Genomic DNA, 16,212 nt, shown 5'->3' with positions numbered 1-16,212 from the left:
CCGAAGAGGCAGCAAGCTGCCTCTCAGGTCCGATGACTAAAATCCTTACATTCCTTTACTGGCCTTGAACTCACGACGACGACGATGCAATACCGGCTCGGTATAGCCGTTAGGCTGTCGCGTGCCTTCGATCACCAGTTCGACGGCTGCCTGGAAGGCAATGTTGCTGTCGAAGTCTGGCGCCAGCGGGCGATACAGCGGGTCATTGGCATTCTGGCGATCCACGACCGGTGCCATGCGCTTCAAGCTTTCCAGCACCTGAGCTTCGCTGACAACGCCGTGACGCAGCCAGTTGGCCATGTGCTGGCTTGAGATGCGCAGCGTTGCGCGGTCTTCCATCAGGCCGATGTCGTTGATATCCGGTACTTTCGAGCAACCTACACCCTGATCGATCCAGCGCACCACGTAGCCGAGAATGCCCTGTGCGTTGTTGTCCAGTTCGTTCTGGATTTCTTCGGGCGTCCAGTCGGTGTTCGGCGCAAGGGGAATGGTCAGAATGTCATCCACCGATGCCTGCTCGCGTTGAGCCAGTTCGGCCTGGCGAGCGAATACATCGACCTTGTGGTAATGCAGGGCGTGTAGCGCAGCCGCTGTAGGCGAGGGCACCCAGGCAGTGTTTGCGCCAGCCAGCGGGTGAGCGATTTTCTGTTCCAGCATGGCGGCCATCAGGTCGGGCATGGCCCACATGCCTTTGCCGATCTGCGCACGACCTTGCAGGCCGCATTTCAGGCCGATGTCGACGTTGGAGTTCTCGTAGGCACTGATCCATTTCTCGGCTTTCATCTGCGCCTTGCGCACCACCGGGCCCGCTTCCATCGAGGTATGGATTTCGTCACCGGTGCGATCGAGGAAGCCGGTGTTGATGAATACCACGCGCTCGCTGGCTGCCTGAATACAGGCTTTGAGGTTGACCGTGGTACGGCGTTCCTCGTCCATGATGCCGACTTTCAATGTGTTGCGCGGCAAGCCCAGCACCTGCTCGATACGCCCGAACAGTTCGTTGGTAAACGCGGCTTCCTCCGGCCCGTGCATCTTCGGTTTGACGATGTACATCGAGCCGCTGCGGCTGTTGCTGCGCGAGGTATTGCCGTTGAGGTTGTGGATCGCAGCCAGACTGGTCAGCAGGCCGTCGAGAATACCTTCCGGCACTTCCTTGCCATGCTTGTCGAGAATCGCGTCGATGTTCATCAAGTGACCTACGTGGCGAATGAACAGCAGCGAACGACCGTGCAGCGTGACTTCGCCGCCTTGTGGCGTGGTGTAGACGCGGTCCGGGTTCATGGTGCGGGTGAAGGTTTCGCCGCCTTTGGACACCGATTCCGCCAGGTCGCCTTTCATCAGTCCCAGCCAGTTGCGGTAGACGACTACTTTGTCTTCGGCATCGACGGCTGCAATGGAGTCTTCGCAATCCATGATGGTGGTCAGCGCGGCTTCCATGAGGATGTCTTTCACGCCTGCCGCATCGGTTTGGCCAACCGGGCTGGAAGCGTCGATCTGCAATTCGAAATGCAGGCCATTGTGTTTGAGCAGCACGGCGAACGGCGCTGAAGCCTCACCCTGAAAACCCACCAGTTGTGCATCGTCGCGCAGGCCCGTGTTGCTGCCGCCCTTGAGGCTGATGACCAGTCTGCCGTCGATCAATTTGTAAGCAGTCGAATCAACGTGCGAGCCAGCCGCCAAAGGGGCTGCCTGATCGAGGAATGCGCGGGCGAAGGCGATCACCTTGTCGCCACGCACCTTGTTGTAGCCCTTGCCTTTCTCCGCGCCGCCTTCTTCGCTGATGGCATCGGTGCCATAGAGCGCGTCATACAGCGAGCCCCAGCGGGCATTTGACGCATTGAGCGCAAACCGTGCGTTCATTACAGGCACGACCAGTTGCGGTCCGGCCATGGTGGCTATTTCTTCATCGACGTTTTGCGTGGTGACCTGGAAGTCCGCTGCTTCTGGCAGCAGGTAGCCGATCTCCTGAAGGAAGGCTTTGTAAGCCGAGGCGTCGTGAGCCTGTCCGGCGCGCGATTGGTGCCACGTGTCGATCTGCGCCTGCAATTCATCTCGTTTGGCGAGCAGTGCCTTGTTCTTTGGCGCAAGGTCGTGGATCAGTTGGTCCGCACCCGCCCAGAACGCAGTGGCGTCGATGCCGGTTCCGGGTGTGGCTTCGTTCTGCACGAAGTCGAACAGGACTCTGGCGACTTGCAGGTCACCGACTTGAACGTACTCAGTCATTGCACTTGCCTCACTCTGCTCAGCAGGGTCGAGCACACTCGGGGAGCGCTCTGTTATTGATCTTGGTGTCATGTAGTGCGAGATTCTGGATACTACATGAGCTGCCGTTGCGTGAAAACGTCGCTGAATATGTCATTAAACGACTGGATATTCATATCGGGTCACGATGATATTCATTGTGTTCCCAAAAGCGCTCGGGATTGTTCCATAAAGCGTGGCAAACGGTACACGATTTACCGCGCACTGGCTGCCTTCGGGGCTGTCTATACTGGTGCGACCGACGCCGTTTTCAAATCACCTGCACAGAAAGAGGAATTGACCGTGGATCATCTCGTCGTAACGTTGGTTGCTCCCGACAAACCGGGTCAGGTCGAACGTATCGCGCAATGCATTGCCGAGCAGGGCGGTAACTGGCTGGAAAGCCGCATGTCGCGCATGGCCGGGCAATTTGCCGGGATCCTCAAGGTAGGCGTCGAGCCGGAAAAGTACGATGACCTGATCAAAGCGTTGAACGCCCTGTCGGCCCATGGCATTCGCATGCTGTTGGCTGAAAGCGTGATAGAGACAACCGCCCCGACCCAGTTGATCAGCATGCAACTGGTCGGTAACGACCGCCCCGGCATTGTGCGTGACATCACCCGCTTGCTGGCCGGGCAGGGTGTCAACGTTGAACACTTGATCACCGACGTTTCTCCTGCGCCCATGAGCAGCGAGTTGCTGTTCCACGCCGATGCAGTGCTGGGCGTACCGGTGGGCTTGTCGCTGGATGACCTGCAGGCAGGGCTTGAGACCCTGGCTGATGATCTGATGGTAGAGCTGGTGTTGGGTACTGAGGACTAGATTCACTTTCAGGTTATCCAAATTAACCGTGCACCTGCCTGTGGATAACCTGGGGGAATAGCCTTGCACGCCACGTTCGCCGTGGCCTGGCGAAAGTTGATCAAAAAACCAACAGTTTCAATGGCTTGTGCACAGATAAGGTTAGCCTGCCTGTGGATAACCCTTGGAGAACCTCTTGCAGGCCACGGGGGGCGTGGCTTGCGAGGTGTTGTGTGTTTTTTGATCAGCCCCGGCCGCGGGATTTCAGCCAGATATCCACACTGTAGATTGCCAGCCCCGCCCAGATGAAGGCGAAGGTGATGATGGTGCTGGTGGTCAGGTGCTCCCCATACAGCAGCACGGCCAGCAGCAGAACCAGCGTGGGCGCGAGGTATTGCAGGAAACCCAAGGTGGTGAAGGGCAGGTGACGGGCTGCGGCGTTGAAGCACACCAGCGGGATCAGCGTCACCGGGCCTGCGGCGGCGAGCCAGATGGCTTGCGTGGTGGTCCAGAATTCCGGCTGGGCGCTTACGGCCGTCGGGTTGAGCGTTAGCCAGATCAATGCCAGCGGCACCAGCATCCAGGTTTCCACCACCAGGCCAGGCAAGGCGGCAACCGGGGCTTTTTTGCGGATCAGGCCGTAGAACGCAAAGGTCAGCGCCAGGGCCAGTGACACCCACGGCAGGCTGCCGACGTTCCAGACCTGCTGGGCGACGCCAATGGTGGCGAAAGCGACCGCCAGCATTTGCAGACGCCTGAGCCGCTCGCCCAGCAACAGCATGCCCAGCAGCACGTTGACCAGCGGGTTGATGTAATACCCGAGACTGGCTTCAAGCATGCGGCCGTTGTTAACGGCCCACACGTAGACGATCCAGTTCGCAGCGATCAGCGTCCCGCTGAGTGCCAGCACGGCCAGTCGCTGTGGGTTGTTGCGCAGGTCACGCCACCAGCCGGGATGTTTCCAGAACATCAGCACAATAGAGCCGAAGAGGGCTGACCAGAGCACTCGATGGATGATGATCTCGATGGCCGGAACGGCTGAGATGGCCTTGAAGTAGATGGGGAACAGGCCCCAGATGGTGTAAGCACTCAGGCCCAGGATGTATCCACGGCGTGGATTGGCAGCTTGCATGGAGCGTCCCTTTAATACAGAAATTTCCGGTTTTATTGTGGGGTGATGCGGTTGATGGTTTTGATCGTACTCACGCTGGAGCGCTGGATGTTATACACAGGTTCGGCTGATTCATGACATCTGTGCCGCGTCACTTGTTCAGGATCGGACGCGGAGCGTCCAGAGCTGCATGCGACGCGGAGCGCCGCACGATAATCTGGGGCTCATCAGGTCAAAACAGCTTCAACGGCTCTTCATTCAGCGCTGACATCTGCTCACGCAGGGCCAGGATATGGTCGCCCCAGTAACGCTCGGTGCCGAACCATGGAAAGCTGTGCGGGAACGCAGGGTCGTCCCAGCGACGGGCGAGCCAGGCGCTGTAGTGCATCAGGCGCAGGGCACGCAGTGGTTCGATCAGGGCCAGTTCGCGTGGATCGAAATCATGAAATTCGTTGTAGCCGTCCATCAGCTCCGACAACTGGCCGAGGCGCTCCTGACGATCACCGGCCAGCATCATCCAGATGTCCTGAACGGCAGGGCCAAGGCGGCAGTCGTCCAGGTCGACGATGTGGAACATCTCGTCGCGGCACATCATGTTGCCGGGGTGACAGTCACCGTGCATGCGAATGTTGGTATGCGGCGTGGCGGCGTAAACGTCTTCGACACGCTTGAGCAGGTCACGGGCTACCGACTCGTAAGCCGGAAGCAGGCTGCGCGGGATGCAGTCGTTTTCCAGCAGGTAATTGACCGACGCATGGCCAAAGTTATTCACACCCAGTGCTTCGCGGTGCGCGAACGGTTTGGTCGAGCCGACCGCATGGATACGCCCCAGTAACTGACCCAGGCGATACAGCTGATCCAGATTGCCCGGCTCCGGCGCGCGTCCGCCTCGGCGCGGGAATAGCGTGAAGCGAAAGCCGGCATGTTCGAACAGGGTTTCGCCGTTATGCACCATGGGCGCAACAACGGGCACTTCGACCTCGACCAGCTCGTAAGTGAAGCTGTGTTCTTCAAGGATGGCTTCGTTGGTCCAGCGCTGGGGCCGATAGAACTTGGCGATCAGCGGCTGACCGTCTTCGATACCGACCTGATACACGCGGTTTTCGTAGCTGTTGAGTGCCAGGATGCGGGCATCGCTGAGAAAACCGATGCTTTCAACGGCATCGAGCACCAGATCGGGAGTGAGTGTTGCAAACGGGTGAGCCATGACTACTCCTGCGCGCAGCAGGTTGCCGCGTCGGACCGCTGATGGTAACGCAGACCGGTCCCGGTTCGCTAAACCCCTTCTGTTTAAAGTGCCCAAGGGTCGAGTTGTCACCAAACGGTCATCCTCCGGTCGCTGTTTAGCCATGTTCGCCACTTAGAGTTGCCGCCAATGAGATCGATCTCAAGCGAGCGACCATGACTGATTTGAAAGAAGTTGCACGACTGGCCGGGGTTTCCCGGGCTACTGCTGCACGCGTCTTCGCAAGCCCTGAGGTGGTGCGCGCCGAGACCCGCGAGCGAGTATTCGTCGCTGCTCGTGAGCTGGGCTTTCGCCCCAATCGGTTGGGCAGACAGTTACGTCTGCAAACCACCAATCTGATTGGCGTCATCGTGCCAAACCTGCTCAACCCGGTGTTCGCCGAGCAGTTTCAGGCTATGGAACGGGCGGCGCGGGCACGGGGCTACAACCTGTTGTTGGCGACCACCGACTACAGCGCCGAGCGTGAAAGCGCCGTGGTTGAGGAACTGCTGCGCCAGCGGGTCGACGGGCTGGTGCTGACCGTAACCGACGCCGAGCACAACCGTGTGCTGGAGAGCCTGGCCATCGAGGACACGCCGTTCGTGCTGGCCTATCACCAGACCGACAATGAGGAGTACAGCGCTGTGTCTGTGGATAACCGCGCAGGCATGGCGCTGGCGACGCGGTATCTGATCGACGCCGGCCATCGGCGTATTGCGATGGTCGCAGGCCCGGTCATGCAGTCCGACCGCGCCCGCCTGCGTTACGAAGGCTATCGCGATGCCATGAACGAGGGTGGGCTTGAGGCGCGCCCGGTGATTGAAATGCCTGCCCATACCAACGCCGACTTCGCCGCGCTCGAACCATTGTTACGTGGTCCGACTGCGCCAAGCGCGCTGGTCTGTTCCAACGATCTATTGGCCATAAGCCTGATCGCCGAATTGCGCCGCAATGGTTGGGGTGTTCCCGAGCGTCTTTCGGTCATCGGCTTCGACGGCATCACGCTGGGCACGCAGATGCACCCGACGCTGTGCAGTGTGGTTCAGCCGATTACCGAACTGGCGCACATCGTCATCGACCAGTTGCTGTCGCGGATTGCCGGCGCGGCACCGGTTTCTCATTGTCTGCCGTGCCATATCCGGCCCGGCGAAAGCACCCAGCCCTACCAGGAGATGCTTCATGCTCAGACTCAGTAAAACCCTCGCGGCACTGCTGTTATGTGGTGCGGCCAGCCTCGCCCAGGCCGCCGAAACCGCCATCTGCTACAACTGCCCGCCTGAGTGGGCTGATTGGGGTACGCAGCTCAAGGCCATTGCCGACAGCACCGGTGTACAAGTGCCGCTGGACAACAAGAACTCGGGGCAGGCGCTGGCGCAGATCGTCGCCGAGCAGGCCGCGCCGGTCGCAGACGTGGTGTATTACGGCGTGACCTTCGGCCTGCAAGCGCAAAAGGCCGGTGTGGTCGATACCTACAAACCCAAGCACTGGGACGACATTCCCGCAGGCCTGAAGGACCCTGAAGGGCACTGGTTCGCCATTCATTCCGGCACGCTGGGCATCATGGTCAATGTCGACGCACTGGGCGGTCTGCCGGTGCCGCAAAGCTGGTCGGATCTGCTCAAGCCCAAATACAAGGGCATGGTCGGCTACCTCGACCCCTCCAGTGCATTCGTCGGGTACGTGTCCGCCGTTGCGATCAATCAGGCCATGGGCGGCACACTGGACAACTTCGGCCCGGCCATCGACTACTTCCAGAAGCTGGCGAAGAACTCGCCCATCGTGCCCAAGCAAACCGCTTATGCACGCGTACTGTCCGGTGAGCTGCCGATTCTGGTCGACTACGACTTCAACGCCTATCGCGCTCGCTACAAGGACAAGGCCAACGTCGCTTTCGTGATTCCCAAGGAAGGCACCATTGGCGTGCCGTACGTGATGAGCATGGTTGCCAAGGCACCGCACCGCGCCAATGCCGAGAAGGTGCTGGATTTCGTCCTGTCTGACGAGGGCCAGGCGCTGTGGGCCAAGGCTTATTTGCGTCCAGTGCGCTCGAAGATGCCTGCCGACGTGGCCGCGCAGTTCCTGCCCGACAGCGATTACGCTCGTGCCGGTGTGGTGGATTACCAGCACATGGCTGCCGTGCAGGAAGCCTTTGCTGCCCGTTATCTGCGTGAGGTGAAGTAATGTCAGCTTCGCCGGGACACGCGCTGGCTCTGCACAAGGGCGGATTTATGAAGCTGCGGCTGCGCCCGACCGCTGCGGTGGCACTTGCTCCGGCGCTGGCGGTGTTGCTGGCATTCTGGCTGCTGCCGCTGACCCACCTGATCCTGCTCGGCGCACAAGGTTCTGACGGCAACGGCAGCGGTTACTGGCAGGTGTTGAGCAGTGCTCAATACCTCGGCAGCCTGGCGCAGACCTGTCTGCTGGCACTGGTGGTCACGCTTGCGGCGTTGCTGGTCGGCGGTATCAGCGGTGTGTTTCTGGCCCGTAACCAGTTTTTCGGACGCTCTGCGCTGGTGGCGTTGCTGACCTTTCCGCTGGCGTTTCCTGGCGTAGTGGTGGGCTTTCTGGTGATTCTGCTGGCCGGTCGCCAAGGCATCTTCGCGGCACTCGGGCTGGAGCTGGCTGGCGAACGCTGGATATTCGCCTATTCGCTGACCGGTTTGTTCATTGGCTACCTGTATTTCTCGATTCCGCGCGTGATTCTCACCGTCATGGCCGCTTGCGAAAGCCTGGACCGCAGCCTTGAAGAAGCTGCGCATTCGCTGGGTGCGGGTCATTGGCGGGTGGTGTGCGATGTGATCGTTCCGGGGCTGGCACCCGCGCTGGTGTCCTGCGGTGCGATCTGCTTCGCCACGTCGATGGGCGCATTCGGTACGGCATTTACGCTTGGTACGCGCCTGAACGTCACGCCGGTGGCGATCTACAACGTGTTCACCAATTACGCCAACTTCACCGTAGCCGCCGCGCTGTCGGTGATCCTCGGGCTAGTGACATGGGCAGTGCTGTTGCTGGCCCGTCGCATGGTCGGGACATCAGGGGTTGCCCTTTGAAACGTTCTCCATTGTTTGCTGCGCAACTGGCATTCACATTACTGGTTTGTGCGTTCATGCTGGTCCCGGTAGTGCTTTCGCTGCTTGCCGGGCTGACCCGCAATTATTTTCTGGGCCTGTCGAGCGGTTTGACATTCGACTGGCTGGTGCAGGTCTGGCAAGCCTATTCACCGACTGTCTGGTTGTCGCTGCAACTGGCTGTGGCCTGTGCGATCTGCGTGTGCCTGGTCGGCGTTCCGGCAGCGTATGCGCTGGTGCGCATGAACAATCGCTTCAGCCGGGCCTTTGAAGAACTGATGGTCCTCCCCGTCGCCATGCCCGGCCTGGCCAGCGCCCTGGCGTTGCTGCTGACCTACGGCCAGTTCGGCAGCTTTCGCAGCAGCTGGCTGTTCATTCTGGTGGGCCATGTGTTGTTCACGTTGCCGTTTCTGGTGCGCCCGGTCATGGCGGTCATGCAGCGTCAGCAACTGCCGGTTCTTGAAGAGGCTGCCGCCAGTCTGGGCGCCGGGCCGATCAAGCGCTTTTTCAGCGTGGTGGTGCCCAATTGCCGCGCCGGAATTCTGGCCGGTGTGCTGATGGTCGTGACCCTGTCGCTGGGTGAGTTCAACCTGACCTGGATGCTGCACACGCCGATGACCAAGACCCTGCCGGTCGGTCTGGCCGACAGCTACGCCTCAGCCCGACTGGAAGTCGCCAGCGCCTACACCCTTCTTTTTCTGTTGCTGATTGCGTTGCAGGCCATCAGTGCGCGTCTTGCCCGTGGAGAGAGCCGATGAGCGGAACTACCATTCGCCTGAAAGGCTGCCGCAAGGCATTTGCCGACGGCACCGTTGCTGTACAGGATCTGCACTTGACCATCGAGCCTGGCGAAACGCTGGCGATTCTCGGTCCGTCCGGTTGCGGCAAGACCACCACCTTGCGCCTGATCGCCGGGCTGGAGCGGCCGGATGTCGGTCAGGTGTTGTTCGATGATCAGGACGTTACGCGCCTGCCTATCGAGCGGCGTGACGTCGGGATGGTGTTTCAGAACTACGCGCTGTTCCCGAATCTAGACGTCGCCGGGAACATTGTTTACGGCCTGAAGATTCGCGGCCTGTCGCCTGCCGAACGAAGCAAGCGCTGCGATGAGTTGCTGGAACTGGTTGGCCTGACCGGTCACGGTAATCGTCGTGTCAACGAGCTTTCTGGTGGTCAGCGTCAACGGGTCGCGCTGGCCAGGGCTCTGGCACCGCGTCCGAGGGTGCTGCTGCTCGACGAGCCGCTGACGGCACTGGATGCGCAGTTGCGTGAGCGCTTGCGCAGCGAGCTCGATCAGTTGCTGCGTGGGTTGGGCATCACCTCGGTGTTCGTCACCCACGATCAGGGCGAAGCCATGGCCCTGGGCGACCGGATTCTGGTCATGGAAAAAGGCTGCGTCTCGCAATTGGCGACGCCGAGGGAAATCTATCAACAACCTGCCAATGCGTTCGTCGCCGGGTTTGTCGGCAATCTGAATGCGTTCAGCGTGGTCGAGCGCACCCCGTCAGGCCTCAAGGTGAGCGGCGGCGAGCTGCCATGGAACGGCGCTGGCCTGCCGGGCACGGTCTACTGCCGCCCGGAGCATCTGCGCCTGATGCCGGAACACGGGCACCTTCAGGGGCGCTTGGTCGGGCAGTTTTTTCAGGGTGCGCAAAGCCGTTTGCTGGTCGATGTCGGAGGTCCGCAGCCGCTGTTGGTGGACAGCACCGACAACGTTATTCACGCCGCCAACGCTGCCATCGCCCTGAGTGTCGAGCCGCAGGCGCTGTTCACCCTGCATTCGTAACATCGTTTCCGTAGAGAGATTATTTTGAATCGTCCGTTTCTTATTGCCCAGATCAGTGACTTGCACCTCAAAGCCGACGGGCGTCTGACCTATGGCGTGGTCGATACACTGGGTGCATTGCGCCGCGCAGTCGAACACATCAACGCCAGCAAGCAGCGCCCAGACATCGTGGTGATCAGTGGTGATCTGGTCGACTTCGGGCGTGAGGACGAATACGCCGTGCTCAAGCCTGAGCTGGAACGCCTGCACATGCCGTTTTATCTGGTGCCCGGTAATCATGACGATCGACACAACCTGCTGGCGGCGTTTGCCGAACAGGTGTACCTGCCATTGTCGGCCAGCGGACCTCTGGACTGGGTGGTGGAGAAATACCCGGTACGTCTGATCGGCATGGACACGACCATTCCCGGCGAGCATGGCGGGCGGCTGGATTACGGTCAGTTGGACTGGTTGCACGCGCAGCTGTCACGTCGTCCTTATGTACCGACGGTGATCATCCTGCACCATCCGCCGTTCATTACCGGCATAGGGCACATGGACCGCGAACCCTTCGGCAACGCGTCGGCGCTGGAGCGTGTGATTGCCCAGCATCCGCAAGTGGAGCGTTTGTTGTGCGGGCATTTGCATCGCCCCATGCAGCGGCGTTTTGGTGGCAGCGTGGCAAGCATCTGCCCTGGCACCTCACACCAGATCGTGCTGGACCTCGACGAAGCCGCGCCTGCCCATTTCAACCTGGAGCCGGCAGGCTACGTGCTGCATCGCTGGCATTCGGAACAGGGGTTTGTCAGTCATAACGCCGTGTTCGGCGGCTATGAAGGGCCATACCCGTTCTACGATGTGAACGGGTTGATTGATTAATTGATTGCTCATCGCTCCCACGCTCTGCGCCCGGCGTGATACTCAAGTCTTGATGAGCCCGGAAAGCGGGGCTCGACGCGCAGTATCAGGCGGAGTAAAGATCCTTGTGGGAGTGAGCTTGCTCACGAAGACGGTGTTTCAGTCGATGCATTTTCGACGATCATACAGCCCTCTTCGCGAACAAGTTCGCTCCCACGGCCTCCGGCCAGAATCAATAGCAGACCTTTATATAACGATGAGCGATCTGCGTCCTCTTCCTGATTGCCGATCAGGCGCCGATAACGCCGCCATCTTCGCGGGTAATCACCATCACCGATGAACGCGGTTTGCCGTTTGGCAAATGCTCGGGGAACGTGGAACCACCGTTTTCACCGGGATGCTGGATGCCGATGAACATGGTTTTATAGTCCGGCGCAAAGCTGATGCCGGTGATTTCGCAACCAATCGGCCCGACCAGAAAGCGACGAATTTCGCCGCTGGCAGGATCGGCGCAGAGCATCTGGTTATTGCCCATGCCCGCGAAGTCGCCCTTGTTGCTGGAGTCGCCATCGGTCTGAATCCACAGCCTGCCGGCTTCATCAAAGCTCAGGCCGTCGGGGCTGTTGAACATGTTCTGCGCGTTGATATTGCTCGACCCGGCCTGCGGTGTACCGGCATGCACAGTCGGGTTACCTGCGACCACGAACAGGTCCCAGTCGAAGGTCATCGCTGAAGGATTGCTGCCTTCTTCGCTCCAGCGCAGGATCTGCCCGTACTGGTTCTTGGCGCGCGGATTCGGCCCGCCTACAGGCTGACCCTCTTCGCCGCGTTTGACGTTATTGGTCAACGTGCAATAGACCTGACCGTCCTTGGGACTGACCACGATCCACTCCGGGCGGTCCATGCGCGTGGCTTTTACAACGCTGGCTGCCAGGCGCGCATGAATCAGCACTTCTGCCTGATTATTGAAACCGGCAGCCGCGTCCAGGCCATTCTTGCCATGAGTCAGTTCGACCCACTGGCCCTTGCCTTTCGGATGATCCGGATTGCTGTCGCCTGCATCGAACTGCGCCACGTACAAGGTGCCGTGGTCGAGCAGGTTACGGTTGGCTTTGGGGTTCTGATGATCGATCTTGTCGCGGCTGATGAACTTGTAGATGAACTCGCCACGCTCGTCGTCGCCCATGTACACCACGGCGCGGCCACCCTTGGTTTGGGTGAACGCCGCGTTCTCATGCTTGAAGCGACCGAGTGCAGTGCGTTTGACCGGTGTGGACTTGGGGTCGAACGGATCGATCTCGACCACCCAGCCATGACGATTGACCTCATTGGGGTTTTTCGCAACGTCGAAGCGTGGGTCGTGCGGGTGCCAGTTGATCTCCTTGCTGGCAGCAACCACGCCATAGCGCTTCATGCCGGCGTCGAACTTCTGCTCGGCGTTGCTGCTGCCGAAGCAATCAGTGAAGTTCTCTTCGCAGGTCAGGTAAGTGCCCCACGGCGTCTGGCCGCTGGAGCAGTTCTGAAAGGTGCCGAGCGCCTGAGTGCCGGTCTTGTCGGCATCCGTTTTGAGCCAGTCGTGCCCGGCTGCCGGACCACTCAGGCTGATCGGCGTGTTGCCGTGAATGCGACGGTTGTAGCGCGAGTCCTGAACGAACTGCCACTTACCATTGTGCTGTTGCACTTCGATCACGGAAACGCCTTCTGCAGCCAGTGCCTTTTGCACTTCTTCAGCCGATTGCGGCTCTTTGCCGTGATCGAAAAGGTAGCGGTAATTGGTGTATTCGTTGTTGATCGCCATCAGTGCGCGATCCTTGTGGCCTGGCATCGGGAACAGGCACATGCCGTCGTTGTTGTCGCCGAACTGCACTTCCTGAGCCTGGGCCGTACCCTTGCCGCTCGGGTCAAAAGCCGGGCCGCCTGCCTGTAAAGGGTGGCCCCAACTGATCAGAACGGATGAGGTATAGCCTTGCGGCAGGCTGATGCTGTCGGCAGTGGCGGCAGGGATGCTCTGGAAGCCCAGCAGTGTGCCGGACGCTGCGCTGACGCTGTTCGCGAGAACCGTGCGGCTCAACAGGTTGCCACCCAGAAACATCGCTGCGCCGCACAGGGCACCTGCGCTGATGAAGCCCCGGCGGGTGAGGCCGACCTTGTCTGTGCCGACCAGGTTTTCCAGATCGGTGGTTTGATTTTCTTCTAATAGTTTCATCATCACGGCTCCCTCGAATATGGCAGCCACCTTAGTGCGCGCATATGACGGAATTGTGTCGTGGTAATGACTTGCCGACGCTTACATCGGTATACCCAGCAACACCAGTGAAGCGGCAAATCTTGCCTGCACCGTTGCACCGCTTTTCAGCTGTTGTGCATGCAGGTGCTCAGGTGTCGCCAGGGCGCACAGCGTCTGGCCGCCAGGGAGTGTGATGCGTACTTCGCTTGGGCCATCTTCAGCGTCGGTCACGTTATCGATTCGGCCGATCAGGCAATTGTTTCCATTTGTTTCTTCGCTGTTGTCTGCATGCAGTTCCAGCCAACCGGCCTTGATCAGTGCAACCACCTCCGTGCCGTTTTCCAGCTCCAGACGCAGGGTGCTGTCATGGGTGACCTGTGCTTCGATGAACACCTCGCCAGCCAATTGCAGGCGAACCTGATCGTTGTGTCCCTGACGGGTGATGCTGACGATCCGCCCCAGCAACTGGTTGCGTGCGCTGGTACGCAAGGTCAGGCGATTGAGCAGATCAAGGTCGCTGCTGTCTTCGGCCGCTTCCAGCACTTGGGCCTGCAATGCCTGCACCCGCTGATAAAGACGCAGCACTCGCTCGCCCTCTAGCGACAGCTTAGCGCCGCCACCGCCACGTCCGCCGACACTGCGTTCTACCAGCGGCTTTTGCGCCAGATTGTTCAGCTCATCAATGGCGTCCCATGCTGCCTTGTAGCTCAAGCCTGCGCTTTTCGCAGCACGGGTGATCGAGCCCTGTTCGGCAATGTGCTGCAACAACGCGATACGTTGCGGGCGGTGGACTATGTGTTGCGTCAGCGGGGTGGGTAGCGACATGGTAATCCGGGGCGGTCGAGTAGGAGAGGGCAGTATGATCGCTCTCGCGCATGGCGTCGAAAACCGGACGCGGAGCGTCCAGGGCTGCGCTACCACGCGGAGCGTGGGAGCGATGAGCGTTTTGAGGTTCCTGAGCATAGTGCCCAATCAATCCCCAGGCTTCGGCGTTCTTGCCAGGCAATACACGTCCACTCTTCGCGCACCGGCCTTGTTCAGGAGTCGCGCAATGACCTCTGCCGTCGAACCGGTGGTCAGGACGTCGTCCACCAGCGCCAGGTGCTTGCCCTGCACCCAGTCGGGATCAACGAGGGTGAAGGCGTCGCGCAGGTTGCGTTTGCGTGCCTTGGCGTCCAGCCCTTGTTGCGCTGCTGTCTCCCGGCTGCGCAACACATGGTGTTCGTCAACGGGCAGCTGCAACTGTTTACCCAGCCACCCGGCCAGCATCGCCGCCTGGTTATAGCCGCGCTGGCGCAGGCGTTTGTTGGCGAGAGGAACAGGAATCAGGTAATCGGGCCGTGGCAGGTCTTCCTCGAAACGGTGTTGTAGAAACTGCCCACACAGTTCGGCCAGCAGGCGTCCCATCGGCCATTTACCGTTATGTTTGAAACGGGTGATCAGGCTGTCCACCGGGAAGTCGTACAGCCACGGCGCGATCACCTGAGTAAATCCGGGAGGGCGCTTGCAACATTGCGCGCAGCTCATGCCGGAGAGGGGTAAAGGCAGCACACAGCAGTCGCACTGGCTGCCCAGCCATGGCAGCTCGGCTTCGCACGGCACGCAGACAGGCATTGGCACCTCGCTGCGCTCATCGCATAACAAACAGTGTTGTTTGTTTTTTAACCAGATGTAAACCTCGTATTGGCGGTTGGGTTGACAGCGCATGGCTCTTCCTTAAATATGCCCGACATCCGTGTAGCGCATGGTGCCTTTACGCCCTCGCGCATTGCCCAGAAACACCAAGGAGCCGCCCGATGAGCGCCAGCACCACCGCCACTTTGCGTCACGACTGGACTTTAGCCGAGGTCAGGGCGCTGTTCGTACAGCCATTCAATGACCTGCTGTTTCAGGCGCAAACGGTGCACCGCGCTCATTTCGACGCCAACCGTGTGCAGGTTTCCACGCTGCTGTCGATCAAAACCGGCGCTTGCCCGGAAGACTGCAAGTACTGTCCGCAGTCCGGTCACTACAACACCGGTCTTGAGAAAGAAAAACTGCTGGAAGTGCAGAAGGTGCTTGAGGAAGCAGCGCGTGCCAAAGCCATTGGTTCGACCCGTTTCTGCATGGGCGCGGCCTGGAAGCATCCCTCCGCCAAGGACATGCCTTACGTGCTGGAGATGGTCAAAGGCGTGAAAGCCATGGGCATGGAAACCTGCATGACCCTCGGCCGTCTCGATCAGGAGCAGACCGAAGCGCTGGCCACTGCCGGGCTGGACTACTACAACCACAACCTCGACACCTCGCCGGAGTTCTACGGCAGCATCATCACCACCCGGACCTACAGCGAGCGCCTGCAAACCCTGGCCTACGTGCGCGATGCCGGGATGAAGATCTGCTCGGGCGGCATTCTGGGCATGGGCGAGTCCCTCGACGACCGCGCCGGGCTGCTGATCCAGCTGGCAAACCTGCCGGAGCACCCGGAGTCGGTGCCGATCAACATGCTGGTCAAGGTTGCCGGTACGCCGCTGGAAAACGCCGAAGACGTCGACCCGTTCGACTTCATCCGCATGCTCGCGGTGGCACGAATTCTCATGCCGCAGTCCCACGTGCGGTTGTCTGCCGGGCGCGAAGCGATGAACGAGCAAATGCAGGCGCTGGCCTTCTTCGCCGGTGCCAACTCGATTTTCTATGGCGACAAGCTGCTGACCACCGCCAACCCGCAAGCCGACAAGGACATGCTGTTGTTCTCGCGTCTGGGCATCAAGCCCGAAGCGGGCGAAGGCCATGCTGATGAAGTGCATCAGGCCGCCATCGAACAGGCGCTGGTCGAACAGCAAAGCAGTTCGATGTTCTACGACGCTGCTTCTGCCTGACCCCTTGAACGGGCCGGCCTGCTCCGGCCCGTTTTGAACTGCCATCTTTCGGACCGGGGCC

14 protein-coding genes are annotated in these 16,212 nt (G+C 60.1%); 8 read left to right on the top strand and 6 right to left on the bottom strand.

Features of this window, described 5'->3' with window-relative positions; genetic code table 11:
* Window positions 1-45: 45 nt before the first annotated feature.
* A complete protein-coding gene (locus LJU29_RS24725) occupies window positions 46-2,223 on the bottom strand; it encodes a malate synthase G (protein ID WP_257111312.1) in 2,178 nt (725 codons plus the stop codon).
* Window positions 2,224-2,544: 321 nt separating this feature from the next.
* On the opposite strand from LJU29_RS24725, the gene LJU29_RS24720 reads away from it, so the two are divergent.
* Window positions 2,545-3,063 carry a glycine cleavage system transcriptional repressor gene (locus LJU29_RS24720; protein ID WP_005744056.1) on the top strand — a complete coding sequence of 173 codons (519 nt, stop codon included), beginning with the start codon at window positions 2,545-2,547 and terminating at the stop codon, window positions 3,061-3,063.
* A gap of 223 nt (window positions 3,064-3,286) precedes the next feature.
* On the opposite strand, the gene rarD is transcribed toward LJU29_RS24720, so the two are convergent.
* Window positions 3,287-4,174 carry an EamA family transporter RarD gene (rarD, locus tag LJU29_RS24715; protein WP_004663394.1) on the bottom strand — a complete coding sequence of 296 codons (888 nt, stop codon included), beginning with the start codon at window positions 4,172-4,174 and terminating at the stop codon, window positions 3,287-3,289.
* Between the two features lie 211 nt (window positions 4,175-4,385).
* A complete protein-coding gene (locus tag LJU29_RS24710; protein WP_002555585.1) occupies window positions 4,386-5,360 on the bottom strand; it encodes a serine/threonine protein kinase in 975 nt (324 codons plus the stop codon).
* A 194-nt stretch (window positions 5,361-5,554) separates the two neighbouring features.
* Here LJU29_RS24710 and LJU29_RS24705 point away from each other — a divergent pair, with 194 nt between their 5' ends.
* From LJU29_RS24705 to LJU29_RS24675, 6 genes are read left to right on the top strand one after another with little or no spacing between them, the layout of a single operon-like run.
* The gene (locus LJU29_RS24705; protein ID WP_054994786.1) at window positions 5,555-6,574 is read left to right on the top strand and encodes a LacI family DNA-binding transcriptional regulator; all 1,020 of its coding nucleotides are present in this window, start codon (window positions 5,555-5,557) and stop codon (window positions 6,572-6,574) included.
* On the top strand, window positions 6,558-7,559 hold the full coding sequence (locus LJU29_RS24700) for an ABC transporter substrate-binding protein (protein ID WP_257111311.1): 1,002 nt from the start codon (window positions 6,558-6,560) through the stop codon (window positions 7,557-7,559). The genes LJU29_RS24705 and LJU29_RS24700 overlap by 17 nt, the downstream gene beginning before the upstream one ends.
* Entirely contained in the window at window positions 7,559-8,428 is an 870-nt protein-coding gene (locus tag LJU29_RS24695; protein ID WP_005735061.1) for an ABC transporter permease, read from the top strand. The genes LJU29_RS24700 and LJU29_RS24695 overlap by 1 nt, the downstream gene beginning before the upstream one ends.
* Window positions 8,425-9,204 (top strand): ABC transporter permease, encoded by a 780-nt coding sequence (locus tag LJU29_RS24690; protein WP_257111310.1) that lies wholly within the window; start codon window positions 8,425-8,427, stop codon window positions 9,202-9,204. Before LJU29_RS24695 ends, LJU29_RS24690 begins: the two co-directional genes overlap by 4 nt.
* A complete protein-coding gene (locus tag LJU29_RS29785; protein WP_371321895.1) occupies window positions 9,201-10,232 on the top strand; it encodes an ABC transporter ATP-binding protein in 1,032 nt (343 codons plus the stop codon). The genes LJU29_RS24690 and LJU29_RS29785 overlap by 4 nt, the downstream gene beginning before the upstream one ends.
* Window positions 10,233-10,256: 24 nt before the next feature.
* Window positions 10,257-11,090, top strand: a complete 834-nt coding sequence (locus LJU29_RS24675; protein WP_005758094.1) for a phosphodiesterase — start codon at window positions 10,257-10,259, stop codon at window positions 11,088-11,090.
* A gap of 268 nt (window positions 11,091-11,358) precedes the next feature.
* On the opposite strand, the gene LJU29_RS24670 is transcribed toward LJU29_RS24675, so the two are convergent.
* The 3 genes from LJU29_RS24670 to LJU29_RS24660 all read right to left on the bottom strand — a co-directional run bounded on the left by LJU29_RS24670 (window position 11,359) and on the right by LJU29_RS24660 (window position 15,003).
* Complete coding sequence (locus LJU29_RS24670; protein WP_005735064.1) at window positions 11,359-13,275, bottom strand: PhoX family protein; 1,917 nt, start codon at window positions 13,273-13,275, stop codon at window positions 11,359-11,361.
* Window positions 13,276-13,356: 81 nt separating this feature from the next.
* Window positions 13,357-14,121, bottom strand: coding sequence for a TOBE domain-containing protein (locus LJU29_RS24665; protein WP_057453869.1), 765 nt, complete (start codon window positions 14,119-14,121; stop codon window positions 13,357-13,359).
* Window positions 14,122-14,268: 147 nt separating this feature from the next.
* Complete coding sequence (locus LJU29_RS24660) at window positions 14,269-15,003, bottom strand: ComFC family protein (RefSeq protein WP_257111309.1); 735 nt, start codon at window positions 15,001-15,003, stop codon at window positions 14,269-14,271.
* Window positions 15,004-15,092: 89 nt separating this feature from the next.
* Here LJU29_RS24660 and bioB point away from each other — a divergent pair, with 89 nt between their 5' ends.
* A complete protein-coding gene (bioB, locus tag LJU29_RS24655; RefSeq protein WP_002555574.1) occupies window positions 15,093-16,151 on the top strand; it encodes a biotin synthase BioB in 1,059 nt (352 codons plus the stop codon).
* Window positions 16,152-16,212: the final 61 nt, after the last annotated feature.

Source organism: Pseudomonas ficuserectae, from assembly GCF_024584585.1.
Lineage (GTDB): Bacteria > Pseudomonadota > Gammaproteobacteria > Pseudomonadales > Pseudomonadaceae > Aquipseudomonas > Aquipseudomonas amygdali.
Note: the sequence above shows the minus strand (reverse complement) of the source record. Positions and strands in the feature narration are given on the sequence as shown.

What these genes read in the sequence shown, in the direction of transcription:
- LJU29_RS24700 (WP_257111311.1), top strand. Translation starts at nt 6,558, where the DNA reads ATGCTCAGACTCAGTAAAACCCTCGCGGCACTGCTGTTATGTGGTGCG.
- LJU29_RS24660 (WP_257111309.1), bottom strand. Translation starts at nt 15,003, where the DNA reads ATGCGCTGTCAACCCAACCGCCAATACGAGGTTTACATCTGGTTAAAA.
- LJU29_RS24670 (WP_005735064.1), bottom strand. Translation starts at nt 13,275, where the DNA reads ATGAAACTATTAGAAGAAAATCAAACCACCGATCTGGAAAACCTGGTC.
- LJU29_RS24695 (WP_005735061.1), top strand. Translation starts at nt 7,559, where the DNA reads ATGTCAGCTTCGCCGGGACACGCGCTGGCTCTGCACAAGGGCGGATTT.
- bioB (WP_002555574.1), top strand. Translation starts at nt 15,093, where the DNA reads ATGAGCGCCAGCACCACCGCCACTTTGCGTCACGACTGGACTTTAGCC.
- LJU29_RS24665 (WP_057453869.1), bottom strand. Translation starts at nt 14,121, where the DNA reads ATGTCGCTACCCACCCCGCTGACGCAACACATAGTCCACCGCCCGCAA.
- LJU29_RS29785 (WP_371321895.1), top strand. Translation starts at nt 9,201, where the DNA reads ATGAGCGGAACTACCATTCGCCTGAAAGGCTGCCGCAAGGCATTTGCC.
- LJU29_RS24725 (WP_257111312.1), bottom strand. Translation starts at nt 2,223, where the DNA reads ATGACTGAGTACGTTCAAGTCGGTGACCTGCAAGTCGCCAGAGTCCTG.
- LJU29_RS24710 (WP_002555585.1), bottom strand. Translation starts at nt 5,360, where the DNA reads ATGGCTCACCCGTTTGCAACACTCACTCCCGATCTGGTGCTCGATGCC.
- rarD (WP_004663394.1), bottom strand. Translation starts at nt 4,174, where the DNA reads ATGCAAGCTGCCAATCCACGCCGTGGATACATCCTGGGCCTGAGTGCT.
- LJU29_RS24705 (WP_054994786.1), top strand. Translation starts at nt 5,555, where the DNA reads ATGACTGATTTGAAAGAAGTTGCACGACTGGCCGGGGTTTCCCGGGCT.